Annotated in this window: 21 protein-coding genes; 18 read left to right on the top strand and 3 right to left on the bottom strand. The window is 62.8% G+C overall.

The annotated features are described in order from the left end of the window. The first annotated feature begins 184 nt into the window (after positions 1-184). From glsA to EDF61_RS11205, 7 genes are all read left to right on the top strand, one after another. Positions 185-1,213 (top strand): glutaminase A, encoded by a 1,029-nt coding sequence (gene glsA, locus EDF61_RS11235; protein ID WP_105656141.1) that lies wholly within the window; start codon positions 185-187, stop codon positions 1,211-1,213. A 338-nt stretch (positions 1,214-1,551) separates the two neighbouring features. Then, positions 1,552-2,106, top strand: coding sequence for an alternate-type signal peptide domain-containing protein (locus EDF61_RS11230; RefSeq protein WP_133834150.1), 555 nt, complete (start codon positions 1,552-1,554; stop codon positions 2,104-2,106). A gap of 25 nt (positions 2,107-2,131) precedes the next feature. After that, positions 2,132-2,707: a hypothetical protein gene (locus tag EDF61_RS11225; RefSeq protein ID WP_133834149.1), complete on the top strand. Its 576-nt coding sequence runs from the start codon at positions 2,132-2,134 to the stop codon at positions 2,705-2,707. Continuing rightward, a complete protein-coding gene (locus EDF61_RS11220) occupies positions 2,704-3,273 on the top strand; it encodes a signal peptidase I (RefSeq protein ID WP_133834148.1) in 570 nt (189 codons plus the stop codon). The genes EDF61_RS11225 and EDF61_RS11220 overlap by 4 nt, the downstream gene beginning before the upstream one ends. Further along, positions 3,270-3,956, top strand: coding sequence for a hypothetical protein (locus EDF61_RS11215; RefSeq protein WP_133834147.1), 687 nt, complete (start codon positions 3,270-3,272; stop codon positions 3,954-3,956). The genes EDF61_RS11220 and EDF61_RS11215 overlap by 4 nt, the downstream gene beginning before the upstream one ends. Next, on the top strand, positions 3,953-4,528 hold the full coding sequence (locus EDF61_RS11210) for a hypothetical protein (RefSeq protein WP_133834146.1): 576 nt from the start codon (positions 3,953-3,955) through the stop codon (positions 4,526-4,528). Before EDF61_RS11215 ends, EDF61_RS11210 begins: the two co-directional genes overlap by 4 nt. A gap of 1 nt (position 4,529) precedes the next feature. Next, positions 4,530-5,651 (top strand): signal peptidase I, encoded by a 1,122-nt coding sequence (locus tag EDF61_RS11205; RefSeq protein ID WP_133834145.1) that lies wholly within the window; start codon positions 4,530-4,532, stop codon positions 5,649-5,651. A gap of 10 nt (positions 5,652-5,661) precedes the next feature. Here EDF61_RS11205 and EDF61_RS11200 read toward each other — a convergent pair whose 3' ends face one another. Next, the gene (locus tag EDF61_RS11200; RefSeq protein ID WP_133834144.1) at positions 5,662-6,309 is read right to left on the bottom strand and encodes a TetR/AcrR family transcriptional regulator; all 648 of its coding nucleotides are present in this window, start codon (positions 6,307-6,309) and stop codon (positions 5,662-5,664) included. A gap of 140 nt (positions 6,310-6,449) precedes the next feature. Here EDF61_RS11200 and EDF61_RS11195 point away from each other — a divergent pair, with 140 nt between their 5' ends. Beyond that, a complete protein-coding gene (locus tag EDF61_RS11195) occupies positions 6,450-7,427 on the top strand; it encodes a nitrilase-related carbon-nitrogen hydrolase (protein WP_133834143.1) in 978 nt (325 codons plus the stop codon). Then, positions 7,420-8,451, top strand: a complete 1,032-nt coding sequence (locus tag EDF61_RS11190; protein WP_208294263.1) for an agmatine deiminase family protein — start codon at positions 7,420-7,422, stop codon at positions 8,449-8,451. The genes EDF61_RS11195 and EDF61_RS11190 overlap by 8 nt, the downstream gene beginning before the upstream one ends. A gap of 4 nt (positions 8,452-8,455) precedes the next feature. Here EDF61_RS11190 and EDF61_RS11185 read toward each other — a convergent pair whose 3' ends face one another. Then, positions 8,456-9,631: an FAD-dependent oxidoreductase gene (locus EDF61_RS11185; protein WP_133834142.1), complete on the bottom strand. Its 1,176-nt coding sequence runs from the start codon at positions 9,629-9,631 to the stop codon at positions 8,456-8,458. 113 nt (positions 9,632-9,744) lie between these two features. Between EDF61_RS11185 and EDF61_RS11180 the strand changes: the two genes are divergently transcribed. The 3 genes from EDF61_RS11180 (at position 9,745) to EDF61_RS11170 (ending at position 12,456) form a co-directional block, all read left to right on the top strand. Continuing rightward, positions 9,745-10,482, top strand: coding sequence for a sulfite exporter TauE/SafE family protein (locus EDF61_RS11180; protein WP_133834141.1), 738 nt, complete (start codon positions 9,745-9,747; stop codon positions 10,480-10,482). A 78-nt stretch (positions 10,483-10,560) separates the two neighbouring features. Then, positions 10,561-11,724 carry a hypothetical protein gene (locus EDF61_RS11175; RefSeq protein ID WP_133834140.1) on the top strand — a complete coding sequence of 388 codons (1,164 nt, stop codon included), beginning with the start codon at positions 10,561-10,563 and terminating at the stop codon, positions 11,722-11,724. Positions 11,725-11,793: 69 nt separating this feature from the next. After that, a complete protein-coding gene (locus tag EDF61_RS11170) occupies positions 11,794-12,456 on the top strand; it encodes a GOLPH3/VPS74 family protein (RefSeq protein WP_133834139.1) in 663 nt (220 codons plus the stop codon). Between the two features lie 39 nt (positions 12,457-12,495). Here EDF61_RS11170 and EDF61_RS11165 read toward each other — a convergent pair whose 3' ends face one another. Next, entirely contained in the window at positions 12,496-13,161 is a 666-nt protein-coding gene (locus EDF61_RS11165; protein ID WP_105656154.1) for a GntR family transcriptional regulator, read from the bottom strand. Between the two features lie 167 nt (positions 13,162-13,328). On the opposite strand from EDF61_RS11165, the gene EDF61_RS11160 reads away from it, so the two are divergent. The 6 genes from EDF61_RS11160 to EDF61_RS11135 all read left to right on the top strand — a co-directional run bounded on the left by EDF61_RS11160 (position 13,329) and on the right by EDF61_RS11135 (position 19,121). Beyond that, positions 13,329-14,450, top strand: coding sequence for a type III polyketide synthase (locus tag EDF61_RS11160; RefSeq protein WP_133834138.1), 1,122 nt, complete (start codon positions 13,329-13,331; stop codon positions 14,448-14,450). Then, positions 14,450-15,163, top strand: a complete 714-nt coding sequence (locus EDF61_RS11155) for a methyltransferase domain-containing protein (RefSeq protein WP_133834137.1) — start codon at positions 14,450-14,452, stop codon at positions 15,161-15,163. The genes EDF61_RS11160 and EDF61_RS11155 overlap by 1 nt, the downstream gene beginning before the upstream one ends. Then, the gene (locus EDF61_RS11150; protein ID WP_133834136.1) at positions 15,156-16,289 is read left to right on the top strand and encodes an FAD-dependent oxidoreductase; all 1,134 of its coding nucleotides are present in this window, start codon (positions 15,156-15,158) and stop codon (positions 16,287-16,289) included. The genes EDF61_RS11155 and EDF61_RS11150 overlap by 8 nt, the downstream gene beginning before the upstream one ends. Positions 16,290-16,534: 245 nt before the next feature. After that, a complete protein-coding gene (locus tag EDF61_RS11145) occupies positions 16,535-17,131 on the top strand; it encodes a hypothetical protein (protein WP_133834135.1) in 597 nt (198 codons plus the stop codon). 198 nt (positions 17,132-17,329) lie between these two features. Beyond that, positions 17,330-18,541: a dual-specificity RNA methyltransferase RlmN gene (rlmN, locus tag EDF61_RS11140; RefSeq protein ID WP_166650787.1), complete on the top strand. Its 1,212-nt coding sequence runs from the start codon at positions 17,330-17,332 to the stop codon at positions 18,539-18,541. Positions 18,542-18,635: 94 nt separating this feature from the next. Continuing rightward, positions 18,636-19,121 carry a carboxymuconolactone decarboxylase family protein gene (locus tag EDF61_RS11135; protein ID WP_286172208.1) on the top strand — a complete coding sequence of 162 codons (486 nt, stop codon included), beginning with the start codon at positions 18,636-18,638 and terminating at the stop codon, positions 19,119-19,121. Positions 19,122-19,463: the final 342 nt, after the last annotated feature.

Here is a 19,463-nt window from a genome sequence, read left to right as displayed (position 1 = left end):
AAAACACATGCGATTCATGCATTGAATACCAAGTGGACGCGTGATTGGGGCGGGTGCCGGGAGAACTGGCCCAATGCTTCCTGCCTGCTGATGGCTGTATCCAAGGTGCTAAGCGGCAATGCTGTTGATAAGGTCAAATCAAGCAGCATGAATCAACGGACCCAGGACTAAAAGGCAGGTGAAGATGACCTATCCTTCGGAAGGGAATAACGAAACTATTCCCACCGATTTCGACGACGTCGTTCAGCAAGTTTCTACCGGTGAGCTGGAACATGATCGCATCGATTCCCTGCTCAAGGAAGCCCATGAGCGATACGCGGATGCAGACGACGGGCTCCTTGCCCACTACATTCCGATCCTGGGCCAAGCGGACCCCAATCTCTTTGGCATCGCCATGTCCCACGTCGGCGGCTCTGTCCACATGGTTGGCGATTGCGATCACCTGTTCTCGATCCAGTCGATCTCCAAGATGTTCGTCTACGCGCTGGTGGTGCAGGAGCATGGGCGCGAGGTCGTTCGCGAACGCATCGGCGTGAACAATACGGGCATGTCTTTCAACTCTGTGATGGCCGTCGAATTGAACAACGGCTTGCCGATGAACCCCATGGTCAATGCCGGCGCCATCGCCACGACAGCAATGATGCCCGGCAAGACCGCTGCCAAGAAGTGGGAGAACGTCCGGGAAGGGCTATCCGCCTTTGCCGGCCGGGCGCTGAGCCTGGATGACGAGGTCTACCACTCAGAATCGCTGGCCAACGAGCGCAACAAGGCCTTGGGGCATTTGCTCAAGAGCTATGGGCGGCTGGAGAACGAACCTGCGGATGCCGTTGATGTGTACACCAAGCAGTGCTCGCTGAATATCAGCGCGCATGATCTTGCCGTCATGGGCGCGACGCTGGCCGATGGCGGAGTGAACCCGGTGACCGGAAAGCGCGTCGTCGATGCAGACGTTTGCCGCGATACCCTGGCGACCGTGGCCTCCAACGGCTTGTACGAGCGTTCTGGCGAGTGGCTGTTCGAGATCGGGATTCCGGCGAAGTCCGGGGTTTCTGGCGGCATTGTCGCGGTAGCTCCGGGCAAGGGCGCCATTGGCGCGTTCTCGCCGCCCTTGGACATGGCCGGGAACTCGGTGCGCGCGCAGCTGGCCATCGGGCAGCTTTCGCGTGCCATGGGCCTGAATCTGTTTGCGTCGGCGCCAGATCGGGAAAGCTGATCCCGGGCGTTTCGCGCATTATCCAAAAGGCGGATTGATTCGCTAACTAGCTAGACTTTTATGGACAGGTGGATGGCCTTTGCCGTCCATCTTTCGCCATTCGGTGCCGGATCGTTTCGAGAGTTGAAATCCTCGCGCAAAGGAACTGGTCAGGTGCGGGTTGTCCGAAATTGTCAATGCTCTGAGAATACGTTTTCACGGCGGTTGTCTTGTTTCCTTTAGCGGTGCAAGCCGGCGGCATCGTCATGTGACGTCCGGGGGTTGTAAAACCTACTAAACAAGCTTTACTTAAAGTGTGTGTCACTGGGGGCACCTGAAACTTTGAGGATGCGTAATTCATGAAGAAAGTAACCAAGGCAACCATTGCTGCTGTTGCAGCCGGAGCGCTGTTGCTCGGCGGCGCTGGAACGATCGCGCGCTGGCAGGCGCAGCAGACTATTGACGCGGGCACCGTGGAAACCGGCCACCTGAACTTGACGACCAACGGGGAGGGCAGCTGGCAGGACATCAGCAATCCGGATGCGCCCGAGCCGTTCGACCCGGCAACCCAGCAGCTCGTTCCCGGGGACATTGTTGCGTTCAGCCAGACCGCCACCATCGATGCCGAAGGCAAGAACATTGCAGGATCCCTGAGCGTCGACCAGGCGGCTACGGCGCTGGGAGCGTTGGAAGGATACGTGACCGTCGCTCTGCAGGTCGACGCATCGGCGCCGGGGATTACGGAGGAAGCTGACGGCACACTGAGCTTTGCCGATCCGGGCACCTATTCAGTTCCATTCCTGATCACCGTCACCTTTGCCGAAGGAGCGGTAGGGGACACCCCGCCGTCGACCTACGACCAGCCGCTGGATCTTGAAGCGCTGACGCTGACCTTGGACCAAGTCCGCGCTTAGTCATGGAACGTGGATTGGCTGATGCATGCCCAAACCCTTGAAGTTCGCCATGGTCGCGGTTGTGCTCTTGCTGCTGGGTGTCAGCGCGCAAGGCACGGCCGCAACTTGGCGCGCCGAAAGCACGGTTGATCCGCCAGCCTTGAAAACCGGTTCGCTGGCATTGCTGGCCGGTGGCGAAACCGAGCACCAGTTCGCGAATCTGTCCGGCAGCGAGCTGATCCCCGGGGCGTTTACGCAAGCACCACTGGTGATCAGCAATGCTGGCACTGTGGACTTGACCTATCAGCTGGATGGGGCGGTCAATGCGACCGCTTCGCCGACTGCCGCTGATCGTGCCCTGTCCAGCGCTTTGCAACTGAGCATCTATTCCGGCATGGACCAAGCGGCCTGCGAAGCCGACCAGCCGTTGGCCGGGGAACGGCTGTATGCCGGGCCGCTGGGATCCACCGCCTCCTTCGCAGCTGCCAGGGTGCTTCGCGCCGCGCCGGCGATGGCGAATGAGGCCTTGTGCATTCGTGTTTCGGTTCCCTCCGGGGCACCTCAAACGGCTTCCGGCGGGAAAGTGGCGCTCAAGCTGGGATTCGCGGGGCAGCAGCGATGACAATTGGGAATCGCGTCCGGCGCAGGGAACAGCAGGAACGCACAGGGATCCGGTGGTGGTGCGGGCAGGTGCTTTCCTGGCTCGTGCTGTTCATCGTCCTTGCCCTGATTGCCGTCATGATCGTGGTTCCGAAATTGGGCGGGGCGACGGCGTATACAGTGCTCACCGGATCCATGCGGCCGCATTTGCCGCCCGGTACTTTGGTGGTGGTGAAGCCGATTGACCCGGAGCACCTTCGCATTGGCGAGGTTGCCACCTACCAGCTGGAATCAGGTGAGCCTGAAGTCGTTACGCACCGTGTTTCCGCTATCGGCGCGAGCCTGGGCGGGGAAGAACAATTCATTTTCCGCGGGGATGCAAACAACACCGATGACGAGCCGGTGCAACCCGAACAGATCCGGGGCAAGCTCTGGTATTCCGTCCCGCTCCTGGGATACGTGAACAGCGCTCTGTCACTCCAGCAGAGAACGTGGCTGACCTGGATCGCAGCGAGCGGATTGATCGTGTATTCGCTGGTGATGTTCGGCGGGGCATGGCGTGAACGGCAGGGGAAAGGGCAGCGATGAAGCTCCGTTTTCTTGCAGCCAGCGCGGCCATGACGGCCGTGATTCCCTGCGCGGCACTCGGCCTGGCACTGCCTGCATCAGCCGCGGAAACTGACCAGGGCCTAAGCTACAGCTTGGACGGCCGGGTCTATTCCGATGCCCCACCGCAGGTATTTGGAGGAGGCCCGGTCTTGGCGCCGGGCGTTGAATCCACCGGATCCTTGTGGATTCGCAATGACCGGGAGTCGGATATCGAAGTCCGCATCCGGACGATCGAGCCCGCTGCGTCAACCCGGATCTATTTCGAAACAGCCGGAGCCTCGGTAGTCCGGCTGGAACCGGACAAAGCCGCGGAATTCGGACTGAGGGTCGGACTGCCCTGGTCGGCGAAAAATGAGTCGGAGGACCAGCAGGTGCCTTCGTTGCAGGTGCGCATCGACGCCGTCGAATTAGCAGGCGGAGATGGGCAAGCTCCGGATTCTTCGCGGCCGCCTGACGAAGGGGAATCGCCCGACAGCGATGCGCCGAGAGAAGAGCTGCCCCAATCGGATCCTCCCGAGCGGCATGATGGGCTCGGAGATACCGGGTTCCGCGGTGCGGCGCTGCTTGCGGCGGCAGGCATCGCGGGCATCGGGGGATTATCGTTGCTTGCTGCGCAACGCAGGAAACAAAAGGAACTTGAAACGGACGGAGTGGAACGATGAGCGACCGTTCAATGCGCATCAAGGCAATTCTGTCCTTGGGCATCCTCGTAGGATTCGGCACCGTCTCGACGCTGGCCTCATGGACCGGACAAGCGACAGCTACCTCGAACGTCAGCACGGCCACCGTTGCCCTGGGAGTTGGAGCTACTGCGACCAGCGCAACCTCGGCCAGCTACCAGATGCCCATCAGCGGCAATAACCTGTTTCCGGGCTCGACATCGGCATCCGTCGTGACAGTGAAGAACACCGGTTCCATCTCGGCGCCCTATGTTTTCGGCGGAAGAATCACCGAATCGGGCAACGCTGCGCTGGGGGCGGCACTCAATATCGTTGTGAAAACAGGCGCCACGGTCAGCGGCACCGGCTCCAGCGTTACTTGCTCGGGCGGAACGACACTGCTGTCGAAGAACGCTGGATCCCAGTTCGGCAGTGCCTCGGCCGCCAGGCCCTTGGCCGCCGGCAGCAGCGAAACCCTGTGCGTGCAGTACTCGCTGCCAATAACCGCGGCCAATACCCTGCAGGGCGCCACGACGGCAATCACCCTGGACTTCACTTCGACGGTGGGTTCATGAGATGAAGTCGAATCGAACTGGACCCCGCACAGGATCTTCTCTGACGCTGTTCCAGCGCCTCGTGCTGAACGCCTGCGCCGCGGCCGGGACCCTGTGCCTGGTCATGGCGGTGCTGGCGTTGGCTTTCGGGATCAAGCCCCTGGTTTTCGCCTCGGGATCAATGGGACCGGGCATCCCCACCGGTTCCCTGGGGCTGGCTGTTCCGACCGAGGTAGAGGACGTCGCCATGGGCGACGTGGTTTCGGTGGTCAACGGCCAGGGCGAGCGGATCACCCATCGGGTTGTAGAGCAGATTGCTGATGGGCTGGTGCTGAAGGGAGATGCCAATCCAGTTCCCGATTTGGAAGCCTACCGGGTGGAGCAGGTGGACCGGTTGCTTTTCAGCGTCCCTGGGCTGGGCTATGCGATTACCTGGCTCAGCCAGCCCTGGGCGTATTTCCTCGGCGGCCTGCTGTGCGCGTATGTGTTCTTCATTGCCTTCCGGCGCCATGGCCGGAATTCCAGCGGCGGACAGCCTCGGAGAGACGGCACCGGGGTTCTCCGTCAGTCAGCAGAGCAAGTACCGGCAGAAGTGCAGGCAGCCAAAAGACCCTCGCGCTTCTCCCGGTTGATCGCCGCGCTCACTGCGGCAGCATTGCTGGGCACGATTGCCCTGCACGGGCCGAAAGCCGAAGTGACCCAGGCGGCCTTCATTGGTACCGCCACTGCATCGTCCGCCATCCGGGCAAGCACGTTGCCGCCGGCGACGGGTTCGCTGGCCTGCGCCGAGTCCGGCCTGGTCCTGACCACTGCCACTGTTTCGTGGCCAGCGCAGCAGCTGCCGCCCGGAGCCCGTCTGGTGCTCAGGCTGCAGACCGGTGCCACCACCTTCGGATACACGAACCTGGCATCCGGAGCGACCTCTGCAGCCTATGGGCCGGGGCTGAATCTGCTGGGACTGATCACGACGGGAGGTGCCCAGACGATGGAGCTGAAGCTGCTGGCGGTTTACACCACCGATAGCAATGAGGTCAACGAAAACGGGAGCAATATCGGATGGAGCGCCCCGCTGGCCACCTCGCCTACGCGGACGATCGTCTACCATCCCGGGCTACTGCTTGCCAGGGACTTCAGCTGTTCCTAGAGCGCAGCGCTCAACGCTGCCGCGATTGACCGTCTTCCGCGTCGTTCGCGCGGTCCGACGACTGCTGGCCGAAGGCAGCCAGCAGCATTGAGAGCCCCAGCTCGAAGGTTGCCCGGGGACGGCTGCTATCGGGCAGGTCGGCATCCAACGCTTCTTTGAAATAACGTGATGACTCGGCATTAGGCTCCCAGACAAGTGCAGGTGCCGCAGCGTCCAAGGCGGATCCGAGCACAAAGGAGTCGACGATCGTGATGACCTGCAGCCGCCGCTTCGGTTCGAACCCGGCCATAGCGAAGGCCTCGGCCAGTGCATCGTAGACGCGCAGCGTGGTGCTGTCGCGGACTGTGTGGCTGGTGAGCAGCGGGATCAACCGTGGGTGCCTTGAATACGACTCCCAGTAGGACGTGACAATTTGCCGTACGATCTCCTGCCAGTCGCTGGAAGCGTTATCGGGCAGGCTGATCGCCGACATGGCCCGGCCTCTCATCAGCTCGATGATCTCATCCTTGCCGGCCACGTGGTTGTACAGGGACGAAGCGGAGACCGAGAGGGCCTTGGCCAATTGCGGAAGCGTGAACTCGCCATGGGCGTCGACGAGCTTGAGTGCGGCATCGGCGATTGCGGCGGTGCTGAGCTTCGGCTTGGAAGGCCTGGCCATGAATTCTCCCGTTGTTGAAGGTTCTGGGTAGAGCTTACACAAATAAACGAAAGTCATTCGTTAAATCCCTTGCGCCGAGGCCTTTGCTGGACCTAATCTTTAAACGAATACCATTCGTTTAATATCTGAAGGGGAGCCCAATGCAAGAGATCCTGGCCCTAGAACCACCCGTTTCCCCGGCGCGTGCCGAAGCCAAGTCGCGCGGCGAGATCACCATTGCGCTGGTGCAGCACCGCTGGCGCGAAGACCCGCGGGAACTGCGCGGCGAACTGGAGGACGGCATTGCCCGCGCGGCCAAGCATGGCGCGCGCATCGTCTTCCTTCCGGAACTGACCCTGGGGAAATACCCGGCCTTCGAGATCCCGGACGCCGACGCCGCGGACGAGACCGCCGAGGATCTGGAGAACGGGCCGACCGTGGCCTTCGCCCGCGAGATGGCCGCCAAGTACAACCTGCACGTGCACATCTCGCTGTTCCGCAAGGCTCCGGCCGCCGACGGGTTGGGATTGAACACCGCAGTGGTTCTTTCCCCGGAGGGCCGGATCGTCGCGCTGACCAACAAGCTGCATATTCCGCGGACCGCCGGCTACTACGAGGACAAGTACTTCCGCGAAGGGCCCAACGACGAGCCCTACCCGCTGCACCGCATCGAGGCGCTCGGGGACCTGGCCATGGGCCTGCCCACGTGCTGGGACGAATGGTTCAGCGAGCCGCCGCGCATCTATTCGCTAGCCGGAGCGGACCTGCTGGCCTATCCCACCGCAATCGGTTCCGAACCGGACCACCCGGACTTCGACACCGAGCCGCTGTGGCGCCAAACCATCATTGGCAACGGCATTGCCAACGGGCTGTTCATGGTTGTCCCTAACCGCTGGGGCGACGAGGGGGCGCTGGACTTCTACGGATCATCATTCATCTCGGACCCCTACGGCCGCATCCTGGCCCGCGCCCCGCGCGATGCCTCAGCGGTGCTCGTGGCCACCTTGGACCTGGACGCCCGCCGCGACTGGCTGGAGCTCTTCCCGTTCCTGCGCACCCGCCGGCCCGATACCTACTCGGTGCTGGCTGCGCCGCGCGAAGACGCGCAGCTGGGAGAACGGATGCAGTCCCATGCCTGAGTTGCGCATGCCGGTCGAAACCGAAGCCCATGAGCGCATCTTCATGGCATTTCCCTCCGGCGGCTACACGCTGGGGGAAACCGAAGCGCAGGCCGAAGCTGCCCGTGCCGCCTGGAGCGCCGTGGCCCGGGCGGTCAGCGCCTTCACCCCAGTCACAATGGTGGTGGACCCGGCCAGCGAAGCCGCGGCCCGGCGCCATCTGGGCGATGCGGTCAGCTACTGCCTGCACCCGCTGGACGATGCCTGGATGCGCGATTCCGGCCCGAGCTTCGTGCGTACCGCACAGGGCCAGCTCAAGGCGGTGAACTGGAACTTCAACGGCTGGGGCGCGCAGAGCTGGGCATCCTGGGACAAGGACCGCCTGGTGGCGGGCCATGTCGCGCGCCTTGCCGGCGCAGAAGAGATACGGGCATCGATCACCAATGAGGGTGGCGGGATCCACGTGGACGGCGAGGGAACGGTACTGGCCACGCGCAGCGTCCAGCTGGATCCGGGGCGCAACCCGGGCAAGACCGAGAAGGACATCGAGGACGAGTTCGCCCGGCTGCTCGGAACCCGGAAGACCATTTGGCTCGATCGCGGGCTGAGCCGCGACAACGAGGAATTCGGCACGCGCGGCCACGTGGACATCGTCGCCTGCTTCGCCCGGCCCGGTGTCGTGCTCTACCACGACCAGCAGGATCCGCGGCACCCGGACCACGCGATTTCGCAGGCCGTGCGCGCACGGCTGGAGCAATCAACCGACGCGCAGGGACGGACGCTGGAGCTCATTGCCGTGCCGGCGCCGACCGTGCTGCGCGATGCCGAAGGCTGGGTGGACTATTCCTATATCAACCATCTGGTGACCAACGGCGGGGTCATCGCCTGCAGCTTCGATGATCCCAACGACCACCAGGCTGCGAGCATCCTTGCCGCGGCCTATCCAGGACGGGAAGTGGCCAGCGTGGATGCGCGCGAGCTGTTCGCCCGCGGAGGCGGCATCCACTGCATCACCCAGCAGCTGCCCGCCACGGAACGGGGATAGGCCCCTAGCCCAGGCCGACCGCACGGCGGCGTTCCAGGAAGACCGGTTTCCCCGCCGTGCGGGTCGCGGAGAACAGGGGTTCGGCCGCGCGCCGGCCCAGGGCCAGGTCGGCCAGGTATTCGCCGATGGCGGGCACGAATTTGAAGCCGTGGCCGCTGAATCCCGCGCCGACGGTGACCGGCCCCAGCGAATCGAGGATGAAGTGCTCGTCTGCGGTGTTGGCGTAGGTGCAGGACACCGTTTCGTAGCGCGATGGATCCGCTCCCGGAAGCCAGCGTGCCGCGTAGTCCTGCAGCCCGCGCAGCTGCTCGTCGCTGGCCTGGTGCGGCCGGCGCTCCGGATCGATGATCCGTCCGGAACCATGCCAGCCCACCTTGATGCCTTCCCCCGGGGTGCGCATGCCGTAGATGGGCCCGAAGACGCGTGATCCGATATCCCGTGCCGGATCCAGGGTGTGGTTGAACCCCGGCCAGTGCGCCGGCAGGTCCTTCTGCGCGAAATGCACCGGGTGCTCTTCGGTGACGTGGATGGCAGGAAGCTTGAACGCGTCGCCCAGCAGCTGCGCGGTCCAAGCCCCCGCGGTGACGATGGCATGGCGAGCCCGGATAGCCGACATGGTGCCCTGGTGCTGGACTTGCACCTCGACACGGTCATCGGCAAGCACCTGCAGAGCGGTCACCCGGTGCCCGTATTCCACGGCAGCTCCGTGCGCTACGGCCAGCTTCTGCAGCGAAGCCACCGCAAGATCGGCATTGATCTGGCCGCCGGCGGGGATATGCAGGACTTCGGTCTCGAACTTCATTCCCGCGAAACGCTCTTCTGCCGCAGCGATGCTCAGCAGCTCGCTGCCGAATCCTGCGTGGGCGAGGACCTGGTGCATTCCCCGTTGTTCGGCAACGATTCCGTGATTGACCAATCCGGTGCGCTCCAGCAGCCGGGTGCCGGCTTGTTCGGAAAGCGAATCCCACAAAGCGTCGGAACGCTGCAGCAGGCGAAGATACTCCGGTTCGGTGTAGGCAGGATTGAAGTTGCGGGTTGCTCCGTGCGAGGCGCCCTCCAGATGGCCCGGAGCAAAGCGTTCCAGCAGCAGGACCTCGTGCCCGCCAGAGGCTAGGGACCACGCGGCCGCCGAGCCCATCGCGCCGCCGCCGATAATCATGAAATCTACGTCATTGCTCACCTCTACAGCGTAAAACTCCAACTGAAGCGGGCTCCATTCAATTGACTCATTGGCCGTGGACTAACGTAATAGAGGATGGCGATCGGGAAAGCGGAGGCAACGTGGAGCAAAGCGTGCAACTAGCGGCGGTAATCGGCTTGGCAGCTGCAGTTTTCGTGGGCGCCTCCACGCAACGAATCTCCGGAATGGGGTTCGCGCTGGTCTCCTCGCCCTTCCTGGTCATGGTCTTGGGACCCCATGAGGGGGTCATGCTGGTCAACCTGCTCGGCGCCTGCAGCAGTTTGCTGATCTTTGCGCAGGTCTTCCGTCAGGTCGAGTACCGGAAGGTCGCCTTCATGCTCATACCGGCCATGCTCATGACCGTTCCCGGAGCTTGGCTGGCGAACTCGCTGGAGGGTCCATGGCTTTCCATCGGCATATCGTTCATGGTGATCCTGGCACTGGTTTCGAGTTTCATGATTCGAAATCTCGCGCTGGCCCAAAGCAAGGGATTGGCCATCGGCGCCGGGGCAGTTTCCGGATTCATGTCAGTGACCGCCGGTGTCTCCGGCCCGGCCATCGCGGGATACGCCGTGGCCAGCCGCTGGCCGCAGGCGCAATTCGCCATCTCCGTGCAGCTCTACTTCCTGGTGCTGTCGCTGACGTCCCTGGCCGCCAAGGGCGGCATGCCACAGCTGGATTGGCAGCAGTGGGGTGCCTGCCTTGGCGCGATGGTGCTGGGCATCTTGCTGGGCAATTACCTGGCTCCGAGGATCCCGCAAAAATTCAGTCGCGCATTCGTGATACTGATTGCCTTCGGCGGTGCCGTGAGCCTGATGGCCAGCGGCTTGGTCGACTTGGCCTCCAACTAGCGCAGTGCGCTGCTGCGCGGTGTGCGGCGGCGCCGCGGGCGGTACACGTTTTTCAATGAAAATGAGAGAATGTACTCCGTGCATTCCCAACATCCCGATGTAACTCTCAGCAAACGAGTCAGCGAGCTAGACATTGAGCGCCGTGCCCTGTGGGCCGGCCTGTTCTGTTCCCTATTCGGGTTGGTTGTGGGGCTCATTATCTTCGCCGGCGAACGTCCGCCGCTCTTTGGCGATCTGTCCGTGGGCATCGTCTCCGCCGTTTGCGGTGCTGTCTCGGCCGGAACCAGCAGCGCCTATGCTTTCCGTTCGATGCTGAGGGCACGGGAACCGTGGTTGAAGAAGATTCCCAAATGGCGCCAAATCGTCACGGCCCTGGGTCTCGTATTGGTGCACGTAGCCAGTTCTGTCATGATCCTGCTGGTGGTCTTCCATTTGTTCCAGCAGGCCTTCTACGGGCTGCATCTGGATGTGCTTGCAGGCGCGCTGGCAGTCAGCGTCGCCACGGGCATCTCCGCCTACCTGTCCCTGGAAGCAACCGCGCGCATCAACGCGGAATCACTTTCCGTGGTGCTGGGCATCTTCATGAGCGCCGGGGTGCTGATCAGCATGCTGCTGGCCGAAGACCAGGGCTGGTGGCAGAGCATGTTCTCTTCGCTGGGAACCACGCAGGCCGGCATGGGCTCGTTCTGGACCTTCAACCTCACGCTGGTGATTTCCGGCTTGGTGCTGGCGGCCTTCACCGAATTCCTGACCCGCGACCTGGTCCGCCTGGCCCAGTCCTACCGTTGCCGCCCGGCGCTGGAAAGGTACAGGATTGCACGAATGGTGCGTCCCCGGCCGCGGCTCGTGCGCTGGTGCCTGCTGATTGTCTCGGTCGGCATTATCGGCATTGGCCTGGTCCCCTTCGATCTGTCGATGGAAGTGCATTCGGCCTTCGTGCAACTGGTCTCGGCGGCCATGATCTTCTTGCTGCTGGGCACCATCGTGCTGCTGCCTGGCTACCCTGCGGTATTCCATATGCTCTCCTACGCAGCCATTGGCGCGATCTGGGCGGCCTTCCAGCTGTGGACCGAATGGTCGTACTACAACCTGACCGGTTTCGAGCTTTCGGTCGTGGCCATCATGTTCAGCTGGATCTCGGTATTCATCCGCACGACGTCGGCGATGACCCAGGACCGTTCCGAACCCCGCACCACACATTCGCCTTCCGAAGTTGCCAAGGCGAAGAAGTCCGCGGCCTAGGGCGGCCGAGCTTGAATATCCGTCGGAAGGCTGAAGAATTTCGCCTCCGCAGGCCGGTAGCCTGAAAATATGTTGATTGCAGAAAAGCTCTACTTGCTAATGGCCGATGACTCCGAAAAGCCGGAGACAGTTGTATCAGCTACGGGATACGGCATGAATGCTGCCATCATCACCGACTTGATGATCGCTGGGCGTGTGGCGCTGAGCGAGGATCAGCAGCGGCAGATCCAACTCATCGGTGCCGGCCCTTGCCCGGATCCAGTTCTCGCCGCGCCATTGGAAAAGCTGGAAAAGAGAGGCAATCTGAGCCTCGACGAAGCGGTGAAGATCAATTCCTTGTGCGATGCGCGCTCGCTGACCGATTCCTTGGCCAAGGGCGGGATTATCGAATACGGCGAACGCACACTGCTGGGCTTGGGCAAGCAGCGGGTCCGCATCATCAACCAGCAGATCCAGCGCCAGATCCGGACCGATTTGCAGGGCGCCCTGCACGGACAGAAGATCCCGGGAACCAGCGACACCACCGTGCTCGCGATCTTGCAGGCGATAGGCCTGGTGAACGATGTGCTGGAAGAAGAGCTCGCACCCATGACGGGAAGCCAAGCGCAGTCCCGGATTGCGGAACTCGCACAGGATTCACCAGCAGCCGACTCCGCGCAACGGGCAGTAGCAGCGATGAACGCCGCCATCGTTACCCAGCGCGTCATTCCGCCCGCGCCTGGCAAAAAATAGCTGGACGGCGCTCGAAAGGAAAGACTACTGCGCGATGATTCAGCGCAGGGTGCTCAATCCCGCATCCATGACCACCTGGATAGTGGAACGGTAATGGCTATTGAGCAGTTCACCGAGCAGGGCTGCATTACGATCCAAGGCGGCATCCAGGATTTCCTGGTGCTCCTTTTCAACGTTGCGCTTGCCTGCGGCCTTCGACGGGGCAGCCCAGCGGCGGTACAGCTCGGTGAAGTTCGAAAGGTCGGCAGAGAGCTTGAGCATCGGCTGGCAATCGCACGGTACCAGCAATGCATGGTGGAATTCGCGGTGCGCCTCGGACCATGCGGGGTTGACGGTGCCAGGTTCCTCCGGCAAACGCCGCGGAGTGCGCGAAAGCTTGTGGTGGGCTGCGATCAAGTTCGATTCCCACGCGACATCTCCGCGCTCCACCGCCAAGCGGGCGGCCAGTGCCTCGGTGGAACACCGCAGTTCGGTGATATCCGCCAGTTCGCGCAGGTTCAGATCCGGCACGAAGAAACCGCGGTTTGGGCGGATGACCACCAGGTTTTCCCCCGCTAGCCGTGTCAGCGATTCGCGGATCACGGTGGTGCTGGTCTCGAACTGTTCTGCCAAAGTGGTCGGCTGAAGGCGGTCACCGGGGGACCAGAAGCCATCAAGGATGGTTCGGCGGATACCCTCCAGGGAATGAACTGATGCCTTTGCCAAGCTGACCTCTTCATGCGTGATCGATTGAATCTGATGTTAATAACAATAATCATATTCTTCGCAGGGGATAGATAATCCACGCGCACGGCGGAACAGAATACCCGGGCTATTGCTGGTAATTCGCCAAAGCTGTTTACCTTCCGCCGCATCGGTCCTAGGCTCGGGTCATGTCAGTGAAGATCCGCACGATCCAAACCGCAGTTCCCGCGACGACCCTGGCCCAGGAAGAGATCCGCGATGTCTTCGCCAGCCAGCCGAACCTGAGCCGGCTGGGTGAACGGCTCATCGCCACCTCATTCAACTCCGCCGCGATCAGCACCAGGTACAGCTGCGTCGACGAATTCGACCTCTCCCTGCCCGAACCCGAAACTCCGCTGTTCTACGACCGGGTTGAAGGCCGGCTGCTCTCCCCGAGCACCGCCGAACGCAACGGCATCTATGCGAAGCAGGCCAGCATGCTGTTCACGAACGCCGCGAAAAAAGCACTGGATGCGTGCCCGGACCTTGCCCCGGAAGATATCACCCACGTCATTACCGTCTCCTGCACCGGGTTCTACAACCCGGGCCCGGACTACCAGATCGTACGGGCACTGGGGCTGGCACCGAGCACGGTGCGCCACCACCTTGGTTTCATGGGATGCTACGCGGCGTTCCCAGCCCTGCGCGCGGCCCGCGACTTCTGCCTGGCCGATCCGCAAGCCACCGTGCTGGTGGTCTGCGCCGAGCTGTGCACCTTGCATGTGCACAGCTCCAATGACCCGGACACCATCATGGGCTCGGCCATCTTCGCCGACGGGGCCGCTGCGGTGATCGTCTCGGCGCAGGGCAGCGGGCTGCTGGAAATGGACGGCTTCGAAACCGTGCTCACCCCGGTGGGCGAGGAGGCCATGGCCTGGAATATCGGCGACCACGGATTCGAGATGGTGCTGGGCACCTACGTTCCGCACATCATCGACGAGCACATCGCCGGGGCGCTGCAGCCGCTCTTGGCCAAGGATGCCGACCCGGAACTCTCCGTGGACCGGATTAGGCACTGGGGTCTGCATCCCGGGGGCCGGGCCATCCTGGACCGGGTGCAAAACCGGCTGGGCCTGGATGACCAGCAGCTGGTGCCAGCCCGCGCGATCCTGGATCGCTACGGGAACATGTCCAGCGCCACGGTGCTATTCGTGCTCAAGGAAATCCTGGAAGCGGCCGCTACGGACGAGGGCGAAAGGGTCTGCTCCATGGCATTCGGTCCGGGGCTGACGGTGGAATCCGGGCTGTTCACCATATGCCGGCAAGGATAATGCTCCGGCTGGCCCGGGCAGCGGAAGCCATCGAGGAAATGGACCGCCCGGATTGCGACCCGGCGCTGCTGCGCCGCACCTACGCCCAGTTCCCTCTGGTCAACCGGGTAGTAGCCGGCTGGCGGGGCAATTACGTGCAGTACATCCGCCCGTTGCTGGCGCGCCGGGTCCGGGCCAGGATTCTGGACGTAGGTAGCGGGGGAGGAGACATTGCGGCGAATCTGGCGCGCTGGGCGCTCGCCGACGGGTTCGAGGTGGCAGTGTGCGGTATCGACCCGGATCCCCGGGCCATCTCCTACGCCCGGCAAGCGCTGCAACGCTGCACGTTGCCGCGCGGGGTACTCGAATTCCGGGAAACAACCAGCACCCGGCTAGCGGCCGACGGCGAGCAGTTCGACTTGGTGCTCTCCAATCACCTGCTGCACCACCTGGGTACGGACCAGCTGCGCCAGTTGCAGGACGAGACCGAGCAATTGTGCACCGGGATCGGGTTGCACAGCGATATCCGGCGTTCCCCGGTGGCGCTGGGCCTGTTCGGGCTGGCGACCCTGCCGCTGGCAGGCAGTTCGCTGATTCGGCGCGATGGCCTGACCTCCATTCGGCGCAGCTTCGTGCCGGGGGAACTGGGGCCATTGCTCCGCTCTGGTTGGGAGGTGCGCACGCAGCGGCCCTACCGCAACCTGCTGCTCTGGGAAGCTGGCGGCCATGGATGACGCCGCGATCATCGGCGCCGGGCCGGTGGGCCTGGCCCTGGCCATAGAGCTCGCCCAAAGTGGGCATGCCGTTCGGGTTTTCGAGCAGCGCAGCGAACCGGTAGCCCACTCGCGCGCTATCGGCCTGCATCCTCCAGCGCAAGAGGTTCTGGCGCGGCTCGGCGTGGGACCGGCGGTGCAGCGCAGCGGTGTGCAAATCCGCGGCGGACTGGGGATCTCGCGCGGGCGGAGCATCGCTTCGATGGATTTCTCCACTATTGGCGGCCGATACCCCTATGTGCTGTCCTTGCCGCAGCAGGACACCGAGCAATTGCTGCGCGAGCGCTTGGAACAGCTGGCACCGGGGTCATTGATGATGGACTGCGCTTTCGAGCAGGTACTCGGGCAATCGGAGCAAGCCGTGGAATTTGCCGCTGGCGGCGTGGTGCACCGGGCCCGGTGGCTGGCCGGAGCTGACGGGGTCCGCTCCGCGGTCCGCACGGATCTCGGGGTGGGCTTTGCCGGAAGAGAACATCGCGACCGCTACCTGATGGGGGACTTCCCGGAGACCACTGGGCTGGCGCACACTGCCGCGCTTTTCCTGCATCAGCAGGGGATTGTCGAGTCCTTCCCGCTGCCCGGTGCGCGGCGGCGCTGGGTGGTGCGCATCGAGCAAATGCAGGTCGATGATTCGCCGGGCATGCTGGCCCAGACCATCTTGGATCGCACCGGATACCTTCTTGACGCCGAGGCCTGCACGATGACCAGCAACTTCGGCACTGCCACCCGGATGGTGCCCTCGATGGTCCATGGGCGCGTGGTGCTGCTGGGCGATGCGGCCCACCAGATCAGCCCGATCGGCGGGCAGGGGCTGAGCTTGGGGCTGGCTGATGCGCAGGCGGTGGCGCACCTCATCGCTGCCAGGGCGCCCATGGGAGCACTGGATAATCGCCGGCTCGGGGCAGCGCGCAGTGCGGCCCGTCGTGCGCAGGTGAACATGCTGTTGGGTCGTGCCCTGCCGCGCTGGGCTGTCCCGCTGCGGGATTCGGCGATGTCCCGGCTGGCCTCCAGTGCCTGGTTGCAGGGGAAGGTGGCGCGAGACTTCACGATGACCGGTCGCGGGCAGCGTTCGGTTCCCGTTGCGTGACGAAAGGGCAACGTTTCGATGACTGGTTGCGAACGGAGCATCTATCCGGATGGCGCCCAGATGCGGTGAGAGTGCATATGAGGGCCGGAGCGCAACAGCACGGCCAGACCCGCTGCCGGCCAGCGTGCATTGCGTCCGGATAACTCTTATGTCTATCTATTGAATTAACCGGAGTGGTGGTCGCACACTGGACGGCATCACTTGCGCGTGCATCGAGGCATGCGAAGCGGAAAGGACCCATCATCATGAAGAAAAAGACTGGTGCAGTGCTGTGCGCCGCAGGCACCGCGATTTTGGCGCTGAACGCGCTTGTCCCCGCTTCGGCGGCACCCCCGGAAAAGACCGACACCACCTGGCTCATGGGCGAGGTAGCCCATGTCGGAACCCTCGACGGTTTTGCCGGCAACTCGCACCTGATCAGCTTCTTCGCACGCACAACCGGCTCAGGGGATGCGACAGTGGTGAACTTCGACTGCCCAGCAGGAGAAATGCCGTCATGGGATCCGGACAGCGGTTGCGAGACGCTGGGCGCTGTGGGAATGTACGGCGATGCGCTGGAAGTGCACATCGAGAAGCAGCGCGCCAACGGCTCGGTCAGCGGAGAAGTCAGGGTTTACCTGGGTGAAACCGACCATGGCGAGCCCCTCTGGGGCGAAACCTTCCAGCTGGAGGCGGTCATGGCCGGCACCGGTGATGCGGTGGTCACCCGCGAGCACCAGGATGGATTCCGGCACTGGAGCAAAGACCGACCGGCCTCTGCCACCAGCGGGCATCTGGGGGACATGGACCTTGCCGGTGCCGTGGGCAACCTCGGCCACCTGAAGGAATCCTTCAAGTACTGAACACCCGAATGCAGCTGTGCCGCGCCGCCGGTAGATTGGCGGTGCGGCACTGTTTTTGCGTGCCCAAACTCACCGCCAAATACTCGCGGATACATGAAACAATAGGTAGCAATGACTTCCATCGATTCCACCCCACTTTCCGCCGAAGAACGCAAGGCACTGCGCAATGAGCAGGCCGCGGCCCAGCGCGCCCAGCAGATGCGCATCTCCAAGTCCCGAGCCGAAGCCGAAGGCCGCGCCCAGGTCGTTCCAACCGCCGAAGGCTGGAAGCAGGAGATGGGTGCCGATGGTCGTCCAGAGCTGCAGTTCGCCACCAAGCGCCGTGTCTCCCAGCCGCCAACGCACCTGGCTGACCTGTCCCTGGCCGAGCGCCAGGCCAAGCTGAAGGAACTGGGACTGCCGGCCTTCCGCGCCAAGCAGCTCTCCGTGCACTACTTCCAGCACTACACCACCGACCCGGAGAAGATGAGCGATCTTCCCAAGGAGCGCCGTGCGGAACTGGCCGAGGCCATGTTCCCGAAGCTGCTCACCGAGGTCAAGCGCCTGGAAACCGATGATGGCAAGACCATCAAGTTCCTCTGGCGCCTGTTCGACGGCTCGCTGGTCGAGTCCGTGCTGATGCGCTATCCGGGCCGCATCACCCTGTGCATTTCCTCGCAGTGCGGCTGTGGCATGAACTGCCCGTTCTGCGCCACCGGCCAGGCGGGCTTGACCCGCAACATGTCCACCGCTGAAATCCTGGACCAGATCGTCCAGGCCAACCGCGTGATCGCCGAAGGCGGACTGGGCGGACGCCAGCACCCCGAGGAGCGCGTGGGCAACATCGTGTTCATGGGCATGGGCGAGCCGCTGGCCAACTACAAGCGCGTGATGAACGCCGTGCACCGCATGGTCGCCGATGCCCCCGAGGGCTTGGGCATGGCCGCCCGCGGCATCACCGTCTCCACCGTTGGCCTGGTTCCGGCGATCCGCAAGCTGACCGAGGAGAATGTCCAGGTCACCTTCGCGCTGTCGCTGCATGCGCCGGATGACGAGCTGCGCGACGAGCTGATCCCGGTCAACTCGCGCTGGAAGGTCGACGAGGCACTGGATGCCGCGTACGACTACTACGTGAAGACCGGTCGCCGTGTCTCCATCGAGTACGCGCTGATCAAGGACATGAACGACCACGAATGGCGTGCAGAAATGCTGGCCAAGAAGCTGAACGCGCGCGGCCGCGGCTGGGTGCACGTGAACCCGATTCCGCTGAACCCGGTGCCGGGCTCCATTTGGACCCGCAGCGAACCGGATATCACATCCAAGTTCGTTCGCCGCCTCGATGAGCTCGGCGTGCCAACCACGCTGCGTGATACCCGAGGCAAGGAAATCGACGGCGCCTGCGGCCAGCTCGCAGCCGACGGCGACAAGTAGCATTTACCGTGGAGACCAGCTTTCGCTGGTCTCCACGATGCGTTAACGAGCCCTCTTCGTGCAGGAGAGCTACGACTGCATGTATGGTTCTGATATGGCCGTTTCAGACCCGCTTTTCCTTGATAAGACCAATCCAGAGCTATGGAACTCGATTGGCAGATTTTCCAAAGATGTCGCCAAGTCCTACCGCGCAGCCGGAATCAGCGACCGCACCGCCGAGCTGGTCAACCTGCGCGTCTCGCAGATCAATGGATGTGCCTACTGCCTGGACCTGCATGCCCGCAATGCACTGGACGCAGGGGAGAGCCTCCAACGCATCAACCTGCTGAGCACATGGGATGAATGCGGCGGCCTGTTTAGCGAAGAAGAATGCGCAGCACTAGCCATCGCTGAAGCCGCTACCGACCTGCCCAAGCCAGAAGAGCGTATCGCCGCGGTGGCATCGGCCCGTCTGGTGCTCAGCGATGAGCAAGTGGCAGCCATCCAATGGATCGCTGTGGCCATGAACGCCTTCAACCGGATTTCGATCCTTTCCCGTCACCCGGTCAAGGAACGCGAACTGGAAAAGACGGGCAAATAGCCAACGGCCGCCGCTTCATACTTTTGAATTCGTTTCGCTGGTGCCCGCCACGTGATGACCAACGAATTCCTCCTCAGAGTGCCCGGCATAAAGTTTCTATCTTTGACTAGTGCTTTGGCACGATCTCCTGCGCCGACGTATCCTTTATCCGCTCAAGTAGGCAGACCCCATGCCGGGCTGTGCCACACAATGCAGGCAACCTCTGTTCTCAGGCAGTAGTGAGTTAGTGGGTTGCCCTGAACCCTACCGGTGAAACATGAGCCGGGTAGTCCTGAGGGGCATGGGACAGCTGAAAATTGAAGCGTGTTTATCGGTCATGCGGATAAATGCGGGTTAAAAATA

This window comes from Arthrobacter sp. JUb115 (assembly GCF_004365035.1).
Taxonomy (GTDB): Bacteria; Actinomycetota; Actinomycetes; order Actinomycetales; family Micrococcaceae; genus Glutamicibacter.
Note: the sequence above shows the minus strand (reverse complement) of the source record. Positions and strands in the feature narration are given on the sequence as shown.

What these genes read in the sequence shown, in the direction of transcription:
- EDF61_RS11190 (WP_208294263.1), top strand. Translation starts at nt 7,420, where the DNA reads ATGCCTGAGTTGCGCATGCCGGTCGAAACCGAAGCCCATGAGCGCATC.
- EDF61_RS11205 (WP_133834145.1), top strand. Translation starts at nt 4,530, where the DNA reads ATGAAGTCGAATCGAACTGGACCCCGCACAGGATCTTCTCTGACGCTG.
- EDF61_RS11220 (WP_133834148.1), top strand. Translation starts at nt 2,704, where the DNA reads ATGACAATTGGGAATCGCGTCCGGCGCAGGGAACAGCAGGAACGCACA.
- EDF61_RS11215 (WP_133834147.1), top strand. Translation starts at nt 3,270, where the DNA reads ATGAAGCTCCGTTTTCTTGCAGCCAGCGCGGCCATGACGGCCGTGATT.
- EDF61_RS11195 (WP_133834143.1), top strand. Translation starts at nt 6,450, where the DNA reads ATGCAAGAGATCCTGGCCCTAGAACCACCCGTTTCCCCGGCGCGTGCC.
- rlmN (WP_166650787.1), top strand. Translation starts at nt 17,330, where the DNA reads ATGCGCATCTCCAAGTCCCGAGCCGAAGCCGAAGGCCGCGCCCAGGTC.
- EDF61_RS11155 (WP_133834137.1), top strand. Translation starts at nt 14,450, where the DNA reads ATGCTCCGGCTGGCCCGGGCAGCGGAAGCCATCGAGGAAATGGACCGC.
- EDF61_RS11170 (WP_133834139.1), top strand. Translation starts at nt 11,794, where the DNA reads ATGTTGATTGCAGAAAAGCTCTACTTGCTAATGGCCGATGACTCCGAA.
- EDF61_RS11200 (WP_133834144.1), bottom strand. Translation starts at nt 6,309, where the DNA reads ATGGCCAGGCCTTCCAAGCCGAAGCTCAGCACCGCCGCAATCGCCGAT.
- EDF61_RS11230 (WP_133834150.1), top strand. Translation starts at nt 1,552, where the DNA reads ATGAAGAAAGTAACCAAGGCAACCATTGCTGCTGTTGCAGCCGGAGCG.
- EDF61_RS11225 (WP_133834149.1), top strand. Translation starts at nt 2,132, where the DNA reads ATGCCCAAACCCTTGAAGTTCGCCATGGTCGCGGTTGTGCTCTTGCTG.
- EDF61_RS11145 (WP_133834135.1), top strand. Translation starts at nt 16,535, where the DNA reads ATGAAGAAAAAGACTGGTGCAGTGCTGTGCGCCGCAGGCACCGCGATT.
- EDF61_RS11210 (WP_133834146.1), top strand. Translation starts at nt 3,953, where the DNA reads ATGAGCGACCGTTCAATGCGCATCAAGGCAATTCTGTCCTTGGGCATC.
- glsA (WP_105656141.1), top strand. Translation starts at nt 185, where the DNA reads ATGACCTATCCTTCGGAAGGGAATAACGAAACTATTCCCACCGATTTC.
- EDF61_RS11160 (WP_133834138.1), top strand. Translation starts at nt 13,329, where the DNA reads ATGTCAGTGAAGATCCGCACGATCCAAACCGCAGTTCCCGCGACGACC.
- EDF61_RS11135 (WP_286172208.1), top strand. Translation starts at nt 18,636, where the DNA reads ATGGCCGTTTCAGACCCGCTTTTCCTTGATAAGACCAATCCAGAGCTA.
- EDF61_RS11150 (WP_133834136.1), top strand. Translation starts at nt 15,156, where the DNA reads ATGGATGACGCCGCGATCATCGGCGCCGGGCCGGTGGGCCTGGCCCTG.